The following is a 14,916-nucleotide window of genomic DNA, read 5'->3' as shown; positions in this document are numbered from 1 at the left end:
GGGGGTCGGTTCTAGAGTAGCTTTGGAGTTCCGTGCATCGGCCGCGAGGCGCGGCCATTTCACTGATAGCGGACTCACGCGCATCCCCGCCTCTGTCGAAAGCCAAGACCCCTTATATGAGCCAATTTTCTGAGCCTGCAGCCAAACCCAAACCTAAGCGCACGCGGGTGGGCTTGAGCCTCTTGGCAGTAGGCCTCGTCCTGCTTGTAGTGCTGGCGTTTTCGCCCTCACCGTACGTAATCCGCACACCCGGGCCGTCGTTCGACGCGCTCGGTACGACCGAGGTTAAGGACGACGCGGGCGAGACCCAGGAAGTGGATGTGATCAGCATCGACGGCGCGGATCGTATCGCCCCCGATGCGGGCACGCTGTCGGTGATGACGGTCAACGTCACGGGTACGCCGCAGTACCAGCCGAGTTGGTTTACCGCGGCCGCGGCATGGTTACAGCCCGACAAGGATGTGCTGCCGATCGAGGCGTACTACCCGGACGGCGTGACGGCAGAGCAGCGCAGCGAGGAGAACGCGGCGATGATGACGCAGTCGCAGGGCGCCGCGATCGCGGCCGCGCTCACCGAGCAGGGGTACGAGGTCGAAGCCGAGCTCACGGTAATGGGCGTCAACGAGGATGGCCCCGCGAACGGCATTCTTGCCGAGGGCGACGTGATCACCGCGGTGGGGGATCGCACCATCACCGACTACGCGTCGCTGCAGGCGGAGCCGTTCACCGAAGAGCCAACCGACGTGACCGTGTTGCGCGACGGCAAAGCGCAGACGGTCACGATCACGCCGAAGAAGACCGACACGAGCGACACCCCGATCCTCGGGATCCTGGTGCAGGACGGCTTCAAGTTCCCGATCAACGTCGACATCGAGCTCGGCGACGTGGGCGGACCGAGCGCGGGACTCATCTTCACGCTCGCGACGATCGACCTGCTCGAGGAGGGCGACCTCACCTCGGGCGAGAGCATCGCGGGCACCGGCACGATGGCGGCCGACGGCACAGTGGGGCCGATCGGTGGCATCCGCCAGAAGGTGCACACCGCTGTGGAGATCGACTCGGACTATTTCCTCGCGCCAGAGGCCAACTGTCAGGAGGCGCTGCAGGCTAGCGTCGCCGACGAGATTCCGATCTACGCGATCGCCGACCTCGACGAAGCACTCGCGACCGTCAAGGCCGAGGGCACGGACCAGCTCGACGGCATTCGCACGTGTGAGGATGCGCTGGCCGCGAACGTGCCGCAGGTGTAAATTGGCGGCGCATCCCGCCGGGTAGACTTGCCGCAACGCCGCCACCGTGCGACGAACTTCACGCGGTGCGGCACCTTACATTCTCGAGCACGACGGGTAATCAGTGAGTTCTACCGCAGCACCACAGCCAAGTTCCGCCAAACCGCCATCCGGGTCATCAGAAACCAGCGGCCGTAGATTCGGCCCCCTCGCCGCAACAATCGCCATTGTCGTCGCGCTGATCCTGGTCTTCTTCTGGTTCACCGGGTTCTACGCCGACATTCTTTGGTATAACCAGCTCGGCTACTCGGAAGTCCTCTATACGCGGTGGATCGCGACGACCGTGATGTTCCTGGTCGGATTCATCGGTATGGCAGCGCCCATCTATTTGGTGCTGCAGCTCGCGTATCGGAACCGGCCGGTGTACGCCAAGCTCTCGCAGCAGCTGAACGAGTATCAGCGCGCGCTCGAGCCGGTTCGCAAGGTCGTGTTCATCGTGATTCCGGCCTTCCTCGGCTTGCTTGCTGGGCTCAGCACGGCGGGGTCGTGGGAGACGGTGATTCAGTTCTTCAACGCGACGTCGTTCACGAACTCGGATCCAGTCTTCAACAACAACATCGCGTTCTACGTCTTCCAGCTGCCGTTCTGGCGCGGCGTCGTGGCATTCGCGAGCGCGGTGATCTTGCTCGCACTCATCATCTCCGTCGCGGTGAGCTACCTCTACGGCGGCATCCGCGTCACGGGTCGCGAGGTCGTCATCTCGAAGGCCGCGCGCATCCAGATCGCGATCCTCGCGGGCCTGTTCGTCCTGAGCCAGGGCGTGAGCTTCTGGTTCGACCGCTACAACTCGCTGACCGAGTCGAACGGTCGGTGGACCGGTGCGCTGTACTCGGATGTGCACGCATCCATCCCGGGTCTCGCGATCTTCGCGGGTGCCGCGGTGATCGTCGCGCTCCTCTTCTTTTTCGCCGCGATCGCGGGTCGCTGGACGCTCCCAGTCGTGGGTGTTGCGGGTTTGCTCGTCGTCGGTCTGGTTGCCGGCGCGGTCTACCCGTGGGCGGTGCAGCAGCTGCAGGTCGGACCGAACGAGCAGTCGCTCGAGACCGAGTACATCAAGAACAACATCGACGCGACGCGCGACGCCTATGGCGTCAGCGAGATCAACGTGCAGCCGTACGCCGGCGTCACGACCGCCGAGTCGGGCCAGCTTCGTGAGGATGCCGAGACGACCGCGAACATCCGCATCCTCGACCCCTCGATCGTGGGCCCGACCTACGCCCAGTTCGAGCAGGAGCGTGCGTACTACCAGTTCTCCGGCGAGCTCGACGTTGACCGCTATCAGATCCAGGACAAGACGCAGGATGCGGTGACCGCAGTTCGCGAGATCAACGTCGACGGTCTCGGCGCGGATGCGCAGTCCTGGGTGAACCGGACGATCGTCTACACGCACGGCTACGGGCTCGTCGCCGGCTACGGCAACCAGCGCGGCCCGGACGGGCAGCCGCTGTTCTTCGCATCCGGTATGCCGCAGCAGGCCGAGGCACTGCCGAAGTTTGAGCCGCGCGTCTACTTTGGTGAGAACTCTCCCGCGTATTCGATCGTGGGCGCCCCGGCCGATTCGACTCCGGTGGAGTTCGACCACATCTCGGGCGAAGGCGACGCCTCGCAGACGTACACCACCTTTACCGGCGACGGTGGCCCATCGCTCGGTAACCTCTTCAACCGCCTCGTGTACGCGATCAAGTTCCAGTCGGAGCAGATCCTGCTCTCGGACGCGATCAACTCCGAGTCGCAGATCCTCTACGACCGTGACCCGATTCAGCGCGTCGAGGCTGCCGCCCCGTATCTGACGATTGATTCGGATGCGTATGCCTCCGTAGTCGACGGCCAGCTCGTTTGGATCGTCGATGGCTTCACGACCTCGGATGCATATCCGTACTCGACGCAGGTATCGATCGAGGAGGCCGCGGCCGACTCGAACACCCCGGCCCCCACTCTGCCGACGAAGCCCGTCAACTACATCCGTAACTCGGTGAAGGCGACGGTGAACGCCTACGACGGTAGCGTCACACTCTACGCGTGGGACACGGAAGACCCCATCCTGCAGACCTGGCAGAAGATCTTCCCGAACACGTTGAAGCCGGTCTCCGAAATGTCGGGTGACCTCCTCAGCCACGTGCGGTACCCGGAAGACCTCTTCAAGGTGCAGCGTGAGATCCTCTCGACCTATCACGTGACCGACGCGGCCGAGTACTACAACCAGACGAACGCCTGGGAGCTGCCGCTTGACCCGACCGAATCCTCGGATGCGCAGCTACGTCAGCCTCCGTACTACCTGACCATGCAGATGCCTGGACAGGAGCCCGCGTTCTCGCTGTACTCGACGTTCATTCCGATGGTTTCAGGATCGGGTACGCGAAACGTGCTGACCGGATATCTGTCGGCGAACGCGAACGCCGGTAACGTCGATGGCGAGATCGCCGAGGATTACGGCACCCTGACGCTGCTTGAGATCGAGAACGACTCGGTCAACGGTCCCGGTCAGGTCCAGAACATCTTCAACTCGAACGAGACAGTCGCGAACCAGCTGAGCCTGCTTGAGCGCGGTGGCCAAACGCAGGTGCTGCGAGGCAACCTGCTCACGCTGCCGGTCGGTGAGGGCTTCCTCTACGTCCAGCCGGTGTACGTGCAGTCGACTGGTGAGACCAGCTACCCGCTGCTGCGCCGAGTGCTCGTCGCCTTCGGTGACCGGATCGCGTTCGAAGACACCCTGGATGCGGCGCTTGACAAGCTGTTCGCGGGCGACTCGGGTGCAGAGGCCGGTGACGGCAACATCGACGAGGTGATGCAGGACCCGAACGTCGAGGTGCCTCAGGCTGAGGATGCACCAGCGGATGTGCCGACCGAGTCGGTTGCGCCGGCCGAAACGCCTGCGGCTACCGAGACCCCCGCGCCGACGGAAACGACCGCGCCGACGGAGACGACCGCTCCGCCGGCAGGCTCGGGTGACGCCTACACCGACCTTCAGAACGCGCTCGACGACGCCAGCCAGGCGCTGCAGGACCGCACCGACGCCTACGCCAACAACGACCTTGTGGGCGCAGCCGAGGCGGATGCGCGGATGACCGAGGCGCTGCAGCGTGCCGCAGAGGCCGAGGCGCGGCTGAATCCGTAGGTTTGGTGACCTCGCGGCAAAGAGATTTTGACGCCGACTAGACAAGTTCGTAAACGTCGGGTAATGTTATCTCTTGTGCCGCGGGGTGGAGCAGTTCGGTAGCTCGCCGGGCTCATAACCCGGAGGTCGTAGGTTCAAATCCTGCCCCCGCAACGAAAACCGCAGATGCGGCACCGGAACCCGATCCCTTTCGAGGGATCGGGTTCTTTGCTTTCCGTCGATAAAACTTGCACTACAGTGCGCACCCCAGAAATACTGTCAGGAGACGCCTCAGGGATCCCGTGCCCGTTGGCGTCGTCATCCACCAGAATGCTGAACGTAACGATTTTCGGATGAATTTCGCCTGGATGTCTCGCGAAATTTGGTGTAGTCGATACACTGAAAAGAATGAGATCACGCTCGGAAGGAGCTGAAATGCCGAAAACACGTCGACCAGGATTCGTCTTACTCGCCGTCGGCATCCCAACTTTGGCCGTTGCGGGTGTCGCCGCGTGGGCCGGAATGTCGCTCATCGCGCCCGGCACGAAGATCGCCGGCGTTGATGTCAGCTTCATGACGCCTCAGGCGGCCGCCGAAAGCGTGACGCAACACGTCGCTGGCACGGAGACCTCAATCACCGTCGCCGACAACACGGTCGCCGTTGCGGGCTCGGCCCTCGGCGCGAGCGTTGACGCGCAGAACGTCGTCGATCAGACGATGGCCGAGCGGCCGCTCTGGAACATCGGCTCCTGGTCGGGCGAGGAGATCCGCCCAGCCGTGACCTTCGATGACACCGCCACCAACTCCACGCTCCGGGATGCGTTCCCGAGCCAGTCCATCGACCCGGTGGATGCGTCGATCACGTTCCAGGACGGCGAATACGTCGTGACCCCGGCATCGGAGGGCAAGGGCGTTGACCCGGCCACGGTGCAGGATGCGTTCACTGTGGCGCTGGACGGTGGCGCAACGGCCGCTGAAGTTTCCGTAACCACCCACGAGGCCGACATCACGACGGCTTCGGCAGAAGAGACGGCGGGCGAACTCAACACGCTGGTTGGCGACGCCGGATACTACGTTGGCGACGAGCGCATCCTTGCCATCGAGTCGGCCGACTTCGAGACCTGGGTTGAGCTCACGCCCAACCCCGAGGCGGGCGTATTCGAATACTCCGTGACCGCGGACGCCGCGACCCTCGACTCGCTGGCGCAGCAGCTTCCCGACCTCATCTATCAGGAACCAGTCAAAGGCAAGGCGATCGTGAACTCTGCCGGAGAGTTCCTCGAGACGCTCGAGCCCACGGTGGACGGCATGTCGCTCGAGAGCACAGACGGACTCGCGGATGCATTTGTCGCCCAGCTCGCGGAGCACAACAGTGCGTTCACGGTCGAACCGACCGTGGTTCCGGCGGAAACCGCCACGGTGGAGTACACGCTCGAGGTAGACCTCAGCGAGCAGAAGCTCTACGTGAAGGAAAACGGGCAGGTCGTTGACTCCTGGCTCGTCTCAACCGGGACGGACCTGACCCCGACGACACTCGGCCACTACTCGATTGGCTGGCGACAGGAAATCCAGACCATGTACGGGGACGACTATGTGCAGCCGGATGTGAAGTGGCCGATGTACTTCAACGGTGACGAGGCCTTCCACGGCGTGTACTGGCACGACAACTGGGGCACTCCGATGAGCCACGGCTGCGTGGGCATGCCGGAAGACCGCGCGAAGCAGATCTACGACTGGGCGCCTGAGGGCACCGACGTCATCATCCGCAAATAGCGAAATCACAAACATGAACCAGTAGCCGGGGCAATCGCCTCGGCTACTGCCGTTCGTAGCGCGAGCGCATCACGCAGTACACGCCAAAAAAGATCAGGCCGACGCCGATCGCTGCGAGCATCCACTCGCCATAGGGCTGGTCCAAGAGGGCGCGCAGGGCGCCGTCCATTCCCGTCGCGTCCTCGGGGTCGTGGCGCACCGTCGCGACGATGAACAGCACGCCGATAAGCGCAAGCACAACACCTTTGGCGATGAAGCCGACGATACCCACGATCTTGATCGCGAGCCTGATCTCGTCCTTACGCGACGACCGCAAATCCTCCATGAACTTGCGCGAGACGCCCTTGTACACGTGATAGGCACCGATGACAACGATCGCGATTCCGACGAGGATGAGCAACACCGCACCAAACGGATTCGACATGAGCCGCGCGGACAGCGCGCTCGTGGTCTCGCCGGAATCCTGATCGCCGCCGAATGCGGCGATCAGGAACGCGCCACCGATCGCGAAGTACATCACCGCCTCGCCCGCAGCCTTGAGCCGGTCCTTGACGGCGGAGTCCCTGCCCCAGATCGCCTCGCTGAGATGCCAGAGCCCGAGGAGCGCGCAGCCGAGGGCACACAGGCTGACCAGGATGATCCCGAGCGGGCTCGAAGCCAGCAGCTCGATGGCCCCCGACTGATCCGCATCCTCTGGCGCCGATCCGAACGCGAGATTGAGTGCGATGACGCCGATCACCATGTGGAGCAGGCCGCTAGCGATATATCCCGCCCGGGCCGCTCGTCGGAACCAAGGATGCTTTGACGCCTCCTCGGCCTTGTCGGCGGCGTCACCGAGCGCGCGCGAGGCCGCATCCTTTGCGCGCTGTGCTGAGAAATCGGAGTCTGATCCGGAAGCCGAGCCGTGAGCCATACGGGCAGCTTAGAACGGCACACTGCCACTTTTCTCGAAGATGAGGCGGGGCGCAGGAGCTGGCCCGCACGTAGCCACCGTCCTGCGTCGCCACCGTCCTGCGTGGGCGTTGACGAGCACGCTACCCGGCGCCACTACTCTGGGTTGAGTGGGATGACGCCGGGAGCGTGGCATGGAATATGACGTGTTGATGGTCGACGACGAGGAGGCCCTCGCGTCGAGCACGACGGAGTATTTGGCCGCCTTCGGCATCCGAGCCGATTGGGTCGCTTCGGCCGAGGCGGCGCTCGAGTTCCTGGCCGCGCATCCCACCCGGATGCTGTTGCTCGATGTGGGGCTGCCGGGCATGGACGGCTTCGAGTTTTGCCGCAAGGTTCGTGAGTCCAAGTCCCTTCCCATCGTGTTTCTCAGCGCGCGCGGTAGCGACGACGATGAGATCCTCGCGCTGACGCTCGGCGGGGACGACTACCTCCGCAAACCGGTGTCGCTCAGTGTCCTCGTGGCGAAGATTCGTCGCATTCTCGAACGACTCGATAACACGGGCCCCAACACGGATGCGCGGGCCGGCTACGACGACGGCCACCTGCGGTTCGACGCAGATGGTCAGCGCTTCTTCGTGGAGGATCTCGAGCTTGAGCTCACGGCGATGGAGTACCGGCTGCTTGACTACTTCGTGCGCGAGCAAGACCGGGTCCTGACGAAGGACGAGCTCTTCGAGCACGTTTGGGAGGATGCGTTCGTCGGTGACGGTACACTGACCGTCCACGTGCGACGGTTGCGGAAGAAGATCGAACCCGACCCGGAGCATCCTCGATACATCAAGACGGTGTGGGGCAGGGGGTATCGATTCGAAGGGCGCGGATTCGAAGGGCGCGGACTCGAGGCTCGCGCGTGAGGGCACGGCTGATCGTCTTGGCGCTGGCACTTGTGATGCTGGTAGGCGGCGGCTTCGCGGTGGTGAGCTTCGCAACGAGGTCGCTCCCAGGCCCTGACGTCGCCGCGGTAAATGACCTGCTCGCCCGGACGGAGTCGGGTTGGGGCGAGCTCACCGACGATTCCTACCCGCCGGATGCGCCGAGCCTAACGGTTGTCGACGTGAGCGGTGCGGTCGTCTACAGCCGCGGAGACCTCATCGAAAACGAGTTGGCCGCCGTGCGCGAGCGGGCGCGATCTCTCACCGTCGAGGTCGGTGGGGAGCCCGTCGGCCAGCTCTTCGTGGCATCCACCGATACGCAGGTCTACGAGGCGCAAACACGAATGCTCGTCGGCATTATCGCGAGTGTTTTGGCTGGCGCAGCGATACTGCTGATCCGCGTCTTCGTGTGGATCGAGCGACGCATTCTCTGGCCGTTTCGTCGCCTGCGCGAGTTCGCGGCACACGTCGCCGACGGCGATCTCGGCGTGCCACTAGAGATGGATCGCGGAAACCATTTCGGGGCTTTCACCGAGGCATTTGACCTCATGCGCACTGAACTCGCGGCGGCGCGCCGCGCCGAGCGGAAGGCGAGGGCCGACAAGCAGGACCTCATCGCCCAGCTCAGCCACGACATCCGGACGCCTGTGGCGACGATCGGGGCGACCGCGGAGCTGCTCGAACTGGGGGAGTCAGACCACGACCGCGCGGCAAAACTGCGGCTCGTCGTCGAGAAGACACGGCAGATCGACGAGCTTATGTCCACGCTCTTCCAAGCGAATGCAGACGAGATCGAGCAGCTCCCGATCACCCCCGAAACGATTTCGAGCGAGGAGTTGGCCACGATCATTCGGGCCGCCGACGTCAATCAGCTGCTTCGCGAATTCACCCTCCCAGACGCGCTCGTCGACGTCGACCCGCGGCGCCTGGCGCAGGTGCTCGATAACGTGTTCGCGAATACCTCGAAGTATGCCGGCACCGTGATGCGACTAGAGCGCGACATCGAGGGCGAGCATCTCGCGTTGCGCCTGCGAGACTTCGGCCCGGGCGTGCCCGCGCACGAGCATCCGGTTCTGGTGGGAAAGGGCGTGCGGGGCTCGAACGCGGCGGATGTGCCGGGCTTCGGCCTCGGGCTCTACACGGCGGCGCGGCTCATGGAACGGATGGGTGGCTCGCTCGCGACGAGGCCCGCCGAGGGTGGCGGCTTCGAGGTCGACCTCGCGCTGCCACTGAGTCGTTAGCCGCCGCATCGTTAAGCCGCCGCGCCGTTAAGAGTCTCGTAGGAATTTGGCAAGGACTGTTCATCTCGGCCCGACATACGGTGAGGGTAATCGAATCCCAGTCCGATTCGCCGACCGGAGGAAGCCCGATGGACACGCAAACTGCACCGCGCGACGTCATCGTCACGAACAAGCTCTCGAAGACGTTCAGCCACGGTGGCGTCCAGCAGCATGTCCTGCGCAACCTCGACCTACGCATCCGCGAGGGCGACTTCACGGTGCTCATGGGCCCGTCCGGCGCCGGAAAATCGACGCTCCTGTACGCACTATCGGGCATGGACCGACCGACGCTCGGCTCCGTGCGCTTCGGGGAGACCGAGCTCACCGACCGCAGCGAATCGCAGCTCGCGCGCTTCCGCCGCAGCAGGTGTGGCTTCGTGTTTCAGCAGGTGTACCTCCTCGACGGGATGAGCGTGATGGACAACGTCCTCACCGCTGGCCTCCTTGGCGATCGTGACCGTAAGGAGGTCGTTGCGCGCGCTCACGAGCTCTTCGACCTCGTCGGGCTCGATCAGGATGCGCGGGGCAAGTTCTCCGGGATGCTCTCGGGCGGTGAGGCGCAGCGGGCCGCGATTGTGCGGGCGCTGATCAACGAGCCGGAGGTGGTATTCGCGGACGAACCCACCGGGCAGCTGAACTCCGCGATGAGCGAGATGGTGCTGGACCTCTTGACCGACATCAACGGCCGCGGCCAGACGATCGTCATGGTCACGCACGACGTGCGCACCGCGATTCGCGGAAACCGCATCTGCTATCTCCGGGACGGCGTCATCAACGGCGAGCTTGAGCTGCCGCGATCGCTCACCGACGACTCGCCGCGCGTCGACGCGCTGACTCGATTTCTCGACGAGATGGGCTGGTAATGATGGGCACCACGTGGCTCCTGGCGCTGCGAAGTCTGCGCAAGCAACCCATGCAGGTGATTGCCATGGGGCTATTGACGCTGTTGGCGGCCGCCCTCATCAACCTCGGGGTGGTCACCGCGGTCGACTTTCCGCGCGGGCTCGAGGAACGCTTCGACGAACTGCGCACCCCCGACCTCGAAATGCTGCTGGTCGATGACGAATCGGCCGAGATCGCCGAGGATGCGCTCGCTGGCGACGACCGTGTCTCCGAGTATCAGGTTGAGTCAGCTCCCGTTTTTCTCGGCACCTTCTCGTTCGGTGACTCGGAGCAGACCGCCCTCATGACCGCGCTCGACGTGGACGCGTTCCGCGGGCTCTCGAGGCTTGGCGTCGTCGAGGCTGCGACGGAGGAATTCGCGGACGGTGCCTACGTGCCGGTGCAGTGGCGCGATAGCGGCGGGTATGCGCTGGGCGACGCGTTCAAGGTCGAGGGGATCGGCGCGACGTACCGGTTTACCGTGCAGGGGTTCTTCGAGAGCCCATCGCTCGGGAGCATCTCGATGGGGAACCAGGGACTCGCGCTCCACACTGACGCCTACGATGACTTTCTGGCCGAGCAATCGCCGCCGATGGGCTCGTTCATCAGCGCCATGACCCACGATCCCGCCGACGCCGAGGCGGTGCTCGCCGACGTGTCCGAAGAGATTCTGGCGGCGCTTCCAGCGAACACGCAACTGCCGTTCAGCGGCAGCACGCTCGACACGATGCGCATGGCGGCAACGATCGGCTCCAACGTCACCTCGGCCATCCTCACCGCGTTTGCGGTCATCCTGGCGGCCGTCACCGCGCTCGTGCTGCGATATGTCTGCCGCAATACGATCGAGCGTGACCTCCAGGGTATCGGCACGATGAAAGCGATCGGCGTGAGCGTGGCGCAGATCCGCGGGAGCTTCCTCGTGACGTTTGCCGGGGTCGGTCTGCTCGCGGTGTTTCTCGGGGTCGGATTGTCGTACGCGTTCATGCCGATCGTCGAGAACATGCTCTCGACGCAGTCCGGCATCCTGTGGCAATCGAGCTTCAATCCGCTGGGGCTCGCACTCGCGATCGTCATCCTGGTCGGCACCATTGTCGTCTCGACCCTGCTGTCGACCCGACGAGTCAAGCGCATCCCACCGGTGACCGCGCTGCGTGGCGGGATCCTCACCCACAGCTTCAAGCGCAACCCTCTGCCGCTCGAGACGACGCGAGGGCCGCTGCTGGGGACGCTCGGGCTCAAGCAGCTCCTGCAGAACCCCGCGCAGGTCGTGTCGATCACGGTCATCGTCGCGCTCGTGACGTTCGCCTCGATGTTCGCACTCGCCGCGGTGAAAAACATCGCGAACGACCCGGTCGGGTTCACGCACCTCATCGCGGGCGACTACGAGGCAGTCTCCGTGTACCCGGCAGAGGGCATCGCGGCGGAAGACGCCTTCGCCGACGACCTCGCGCAGATGGAGGGCGTGCGCAAGGCCTTCCCGAAATCGACGGCCAACGGCACGAGCGAGGGGACTCAGATCGCGCTCATGGTGACCGACGACTACGACTTGCTCGACCTCTCGACGATTCTTGAGGGTCGTTATCCCCTTCACGATAACGAGATCGCGATCGGCGCGAAGGCGAGCGAGGTGTTGGATGCGGGAGTCGGGGACACGATTCCGGTCACGATCAACAGTGGCACCGAGGACTACCTGATCACCGGCCTCACGCAGTCGAGTAGGTCGCTCGGTATGGAGGGCAGCTTGACCACGGCCGGTGCGGTCCGCGCCGACGCCACCTTCGAGCACAACACCGTCGCGATCTACCTCGAGGAGGGCTACGAGACCGGCCCCGTGATCGACGACATCGAGGAGCAGTACGCGTCCGAGGTCGCGGAAATCATCGACTACCGGGCCAACGTGCAGGGACAATCGGTCACCTACGTGTCGATGGCCGCGGGGCTCTCGGCAGCGATCCTCGGGATCACCATCGCCGTGATCGCGATCATCCTGAGCCTGATGGTGAGCACCCTGTTGGTCCAGCAGCGACGCGATTTCGGCGTCCGTCGGGCGATCGGGTACACGTGGGTCGAGCTCGCGGTGCAGACCGCCCTCGCGTACGTGCCCGTGGTCGCGCTCGGGGGAGTGCTCGGTGCCTTGGCTGGCTTCGGCTTCCTCGATTCGCTCGTCTCGGCAATGCTGAGCGGCATCGGCCTCGTGCAAGCATCCCTCCCGGTGGATGTGTCGTGGGCGATTGTGCTCGTGCTGGCGCTCATTCTGCTCGCCTTTGTGCTGGTCTTCGCGCTGGCCTCGCGCATCCGCCGCATCAGCCCGGTGGAACTCGTCCGAACCTGACGTCGGGAGGCCGACCGTCTCCAACCGCGACCTACAGCGCGACGACCGCCTGCACCAGCAGAATCTTCACGATGATGCCGACCGCGAACAGGGCCGCGTAGCCCGAGTTCGTGCGCGAGTCATCGACCAGCGAATTCACGTGGCTAAGGATCGCGGGCTGACCGACGAATCCGGCGATGGCGCCCGCGGCGCGCGCGGAGGACATGCCGGTGACGCGGTTCCACCACCACAGCAATAACAGGATGGCCGTGAGCACCACCGTGGCAATGACGGCGATGGTGAGCCCGGTGAGCGTGAATGCCGTCTGTGCGAAGGCCTGTCCGGATGCGAGCCCCACCGCGGCGAGGAAGATCACGAGACCGAGTTGGCGGATCGTGAGGTTGGCGGCCATCGGCATGGTCCACACGATCGGCCCGGTGCGCTCCATGCGACCAAGGATGAGACCGATCAGCAGCGGACCGGCCGCGCTGCCGAGTGCGATGCCCATCCCGCCACCGAGCGGCACAGAGATCAGGCCGATGGCAACACCGATCGCGATGCCGAGCCCGATTGAAAAGAAGTCGACCTCGGTAATGCTGCGCTCGGAGTCGCCAAAGAACTTCGAGACCTCGCCGAAGCGCTCGCGCGGGACGACGACGAGCACACGGTCGCCGAGCTGCAGGGTCATCTCGGCGGTGGGCAGAAGGTCGTGGTCGCCGCGGCGGATACGCGTGATCTTCCCATCGAAGCGAAGCGGGATGAGTAGCTCGGCCACGGTGCGCCCGACCAGCTCGTGATTCGACACGATGAAGTACCGGTAGTCGACGACCGAGCGGTCATGGACGAGGTTCTCCTCGACCCGGCTGCCGAGCGCCTCCTGGGCGGTGCGCACCGCATCCGGTACCCCAACCACCACGACGCGGTCGCCCTCGCGGAGCAGCTCCGAGGGGGATGCGACCGACACCTCTCCGGCCCGCTGCAGGTACGAGACCCGCACCTCGCCGGTGTCGCTCCCTGGAATCTCGGCAATGCCGGGAATCTCGGAGACCCGCATCGGATGCTCGACCGCGACGGTGCATGCCTCGAGCCCGTCAAGGTTGTTGGGGTTGGGGTCGTTCTTGGCCGGGAGCGGCCTGCGGGCGACGATCGTGACGATGATCATGGTGACGATGACTCCGACCGGGTAGGCGATGGCGTAGCCAACCGCGGGCTCGGCGCTGCCACCGGCCGCGGAGGTCGCTGCAGCGAGGGCTGGGGTCGAGGTGAGCGCGCCAGCCATCATGCCGGCGGCGAGCTCGCCTCCGAGCCCAAACACGCGGTTTGCGGCAACGGCGGTGACGGCGAACAGAAGGATGAGCACCACGCCGCCGATGATGAGTGGCGTCTGTCGGCGCAGGTCCTGGAAGAACGACGCGCCGGAGGCGAGTCCCACGGTGTAGACGAACAGCGCGAGACCGATCGACTGGACGAGCTCGAGCCCCTGGCCGAGCTGGGGATCGAGCGCACCGATCGCGAGGCCGACGAAGAGCGCGCCGGCGGCACCGAACTTCAGCGGGCCGAACGGGACGGCACCGAGGAGGGTGCCGAGCGCGGCGGTGAGAAACAGTGTCAGAAGCGGTGACGCGATAAGGAGATCGACCACGTTTCTACGCTAGTGGCACGCGGTCACGAAGACGTGAACGGCGACGAATTTCGGAAACTAACTTGTTGGATGCAAATTCATGGAATAAGTTAAAGGCGCAAGTAGTTACCTTCTCTGTCGGCGCACGAAACGCGCGCCGGTCGAATCACTTCACTGAGTTTCAAGGAGCCCCAATGACCAAGATTGCGATCGTCACCTCGAGCATCCGCCCGAACCGCCTCAGCATCCAGGCTGCCGAATGGATCAAGGCCGAAGCCGACAAGCGCGGCGACGCCGACTACGAGATCGTCGACATCAAGGAATTCAACCTGCCGGTTTGGGATGGTGCTCCGGGTGCCGAGGCTCCGAACGAGCAGGGCAAGGCATTCAGCGCAAAGATGGCCGAGTTTGACGGCTTCGTCTTCGTCGTGAGCGAGTACAACCACGGCATCTCGGGCGCGCTCAAGAACGCGCTTGACTACCTCCAGCCTGAGCTGCACAACAAGGCCGCCGGCTTCGCGTCCTACGGCTCGGCAATGGGTGTCCGCGCGGTCGAGAACCTCCGCGTCGTGCTCTCCGAGGCACAGGTTGCGCACGTCCGCAACGCCGCACAGTTCTCGCTCTTCACCGACATCGAGAACTTCTCGACCTTCAAGCCTTCCGACATGGGCGCCGCATCGCTCGCGCCGATGCTCGACCAGCTCATCGTCTGGACCAAGGCGATGGAGGCGGTCCGCGCAGGTCAGTTCGCGCTCGAGGGTGCGAACGCCTAATCGCGTCTTCCTCGCACGCAGCGAATCCCGGTGTCGACTCTCCGACACCGGGATTCGCTTTTTTCGA

At 64.4% G+C, this 14,916-nt stretch carries 10 protein-coding genes and 1 tRNA gene; 9 read left to right on the top strand and 2 right to left on the bottom strand.

Going from position 1 to position 14,916, the window contains the following annotated elements:
* The first annotated feature begins 116 nt into the window (after window positions 1-116).
* The 4 genes from GMOLON4_RS06385 (at window position 117) to GMOLON4_RS06370 (ending at window position 6,156) form a co-directional block, all read left to right on the top strand.
* On the top strand, window positions 117-1,250 hold the full coding sequence (locus GMOLON4_RS06385) for a YlbL family protein (protein WP_035731997.1): 1,134 nt from the start codon (window positions 117-119) through the stop codon (window positions 1,248-1,250).
* A gap of 103 nt (window positions 1,251-1,353) precedes the next feature.
* Window positions 1,354-4,404: a UPF0182 family membrane protein gene (locus GMOLON4_RS06380; protein WP_026936140.1), complete on the top strand. Its 3,051-nt coding sequence runs from the start codon at window positions 1,354-1,356 to the stop codon at window positions 4,402-4,404.
* Window positions 4,405-4,483: 79 nt separating this feature from the next.
* Window positions 4,484-4,557: transfer RNA gene (locus tag GMOLON4_RS06375), tRNA-Met, on the top strand.
* Between the two features lie 261 nt (window positions 4,558-4,818).
* On the top strand, window positions 4,819-6,156 hold the full coding sequence (locus GMOLON4_RS06370; protein ID WP_169516457.1) for a L,D-transpeptidase family protein: 1,338 nt from the start codon (window positions 4,819-4,821) through the stop codon (window positions 6,154-6,156).
* A 43-nt stretch (window positions 6,157-6,199) separates the two neighbouring features.
* On the opposite strand, the gene GMOLON4_RS06365 is transcribed toward GMOLON4_RS06370, so the two are convergent.
* The gene (locus tag GMOLON4_RS06365; RefSeq protein ID WP_084147342.1) at window positions 6,200-7,069 is read right to left on the bottom strand and encodes a DUF1206 domain-containing protein; all 870 of its coding nucleotides are present in this window, start codon (window positions 7,067-7,069) and stop codon (window positions 6,200-6,202) included.
* A 172-nt stretch (window positions 7,070-7,241) separates the two neighbouring features.
* Here GMOLON4_RS06365 and GMOLON4_RS06360 point away from each other — a divergent pair, with 172 nt between their 5' ends.
* From GMOLON4_RS06360 to GMOLON4_RS06345, 4 genes are all read left to right on the top strand, one after another.
* Window positions 7,242-7,964: a response regulator transcription factor gene (locus GMOLON4_RS06360; protein ID WP_051266316.1), complete on the top strand. Its 723-nt coding sequence runs from the start codon at window positions 7,242-7,244 to the stop codon at window positions 7,962-7,964.
* Entirely contained in the window at window positions 7,961-9,223 is a 1,263-nt protein-coding gene (locus GMOLON4_RS06355; RefSeq protein WP_051266314.1) for a HAMP domain-containing sensor histidine kinase, read from the top strand. Before GMOLON4_RS06360 ends, GMOLON4_RS06355 begins: the two co-directional genes overlap by 4 nt.
* A gap of 128 nt (window positions 9,224-9,351) precedes the next feature.
* Window positions 9,352-10,125 carry an ABC transporter ATP-binding protein gene (locus tag GMOLON4_RS06350; protein ID WP_026936139.1) on the top strand — a complete coding sequence of 258 codons (774 nt, stop codon included), beginning with the start codon at window positions 9,352-9,354 and terminating at the stop codon, window positions 10,123-10,125.
* Entirely contained in the window at window positions 10,125-12,476 is a 2,352-nt protein-coding gene (locus GMOLON4_RS06345; protein WP_026936138.1) for an ABC transporter permease, read from the top strand. Before GMOLON4_RS06350 ends, GMOLON4_RS06345 begins: the two co-directional genes overlap by 1 nt.
* A gap of 31 nt (window positions 12,477-12,507) precedes the next feature.
* On the opposite strand, the gene GMOLON4_RS06340 is transcribed toward GMOLON4_RS06345, so the two are convergent.
* Window positions 12,508-14,097, bottom strand: a complete 1,590-nt coding sequence (locus tag GMOLON4_RS06340; RefSeq protein WP_026936137.1) for an aspartate:alanine exchanger family transporter — start codon at window positions 14,095-14,097, stop codon at window positions 12,508-12,510.
* A gap of 173 nt (window positions 14,098-14,270) precedes the next feature.
* Between GMOLON4_RS06340 and GMOLON4_RS06335 the strand changes: the two genes are divergently transcribed.
* Window positions 14,271-14,849 (top strand): NADPH-dependent FMN reductase, encoded by a 579-nt coding sequence (locus GMOLON4_RS06335; protein ID WP_026936136.1) that lies wholly within the window; start codon window positions 14,271-14,273, stop codon window positions 14,847-14,849.
* Window positions 14,850-14,916: the final 67 nt, after the last annotated feature.

Source organism: Gulosibacter molinativorax (assembly GCF_003010915.2).
GTDB lineage: Bacteria > Actinomycetota > Actinomycetes > Actinomycetales > Microbacteriaceae > Gulosibacter > Gulosibacter molinativorax.
Note: the sequence above shows the minus strand (reverse complement) of the source record. Positions and strands in the feature narration are given on the sequence as shown.

Bases quoted from the DNA above. Each gene is read 5' to 3' on its own strand.
- GMOLON4_RS06385 (WP_035731997.1), top strand. From the start codon at position 117: ATGAGCCAATTTTCTGAGCCTGCAGCCAAACCCAAACCTAAGCGCACG.
- GMOLON4_RS06370 (WP_169516457.1), top strand. From the start codon at position 4,819: ATGCCGAAAACACGTCGACCAGGATTCGTCTTACTCGCCGTCGGCATC.
- GMOLON4_RS06365 (WP_084147342.1), bottom strand. From the start codon at position 7,069: ATGGCTCACGGCTCGGCTTCCGGATCAGACTCCGATTTCTCAGCACAG.
- GMOLON4_RS06360 (WP_051266316.1), top strand. From the start codon at position 7,242: ATGGAATATGACGTGTTGATGGTCGACGACGAGGAGGCCCTCGCGTCG.
- GMOLON4_RS06350 (WP_026936139.1), top strand. From the start codon at position 9,352: ATGGACACGCAAACTGCACCGCGCGACGTCATCGTCACGAACAAGCTC.
- GMOLON4_RS06345 (WP_026936138.1), top strand. From the start codon at position 10,125: ATGATGGGCACCACGTGGCTCCTGGCGCTGCGAAGTCTGCGCAAGCAA.
- GMOLON4_RS06335 (WP_026936136.1), top strand. From the start codon at position 14,271: ATGACCAAGATTGCGATCGTCACCTCGAGCATCCGCCCGAACCGCCTC.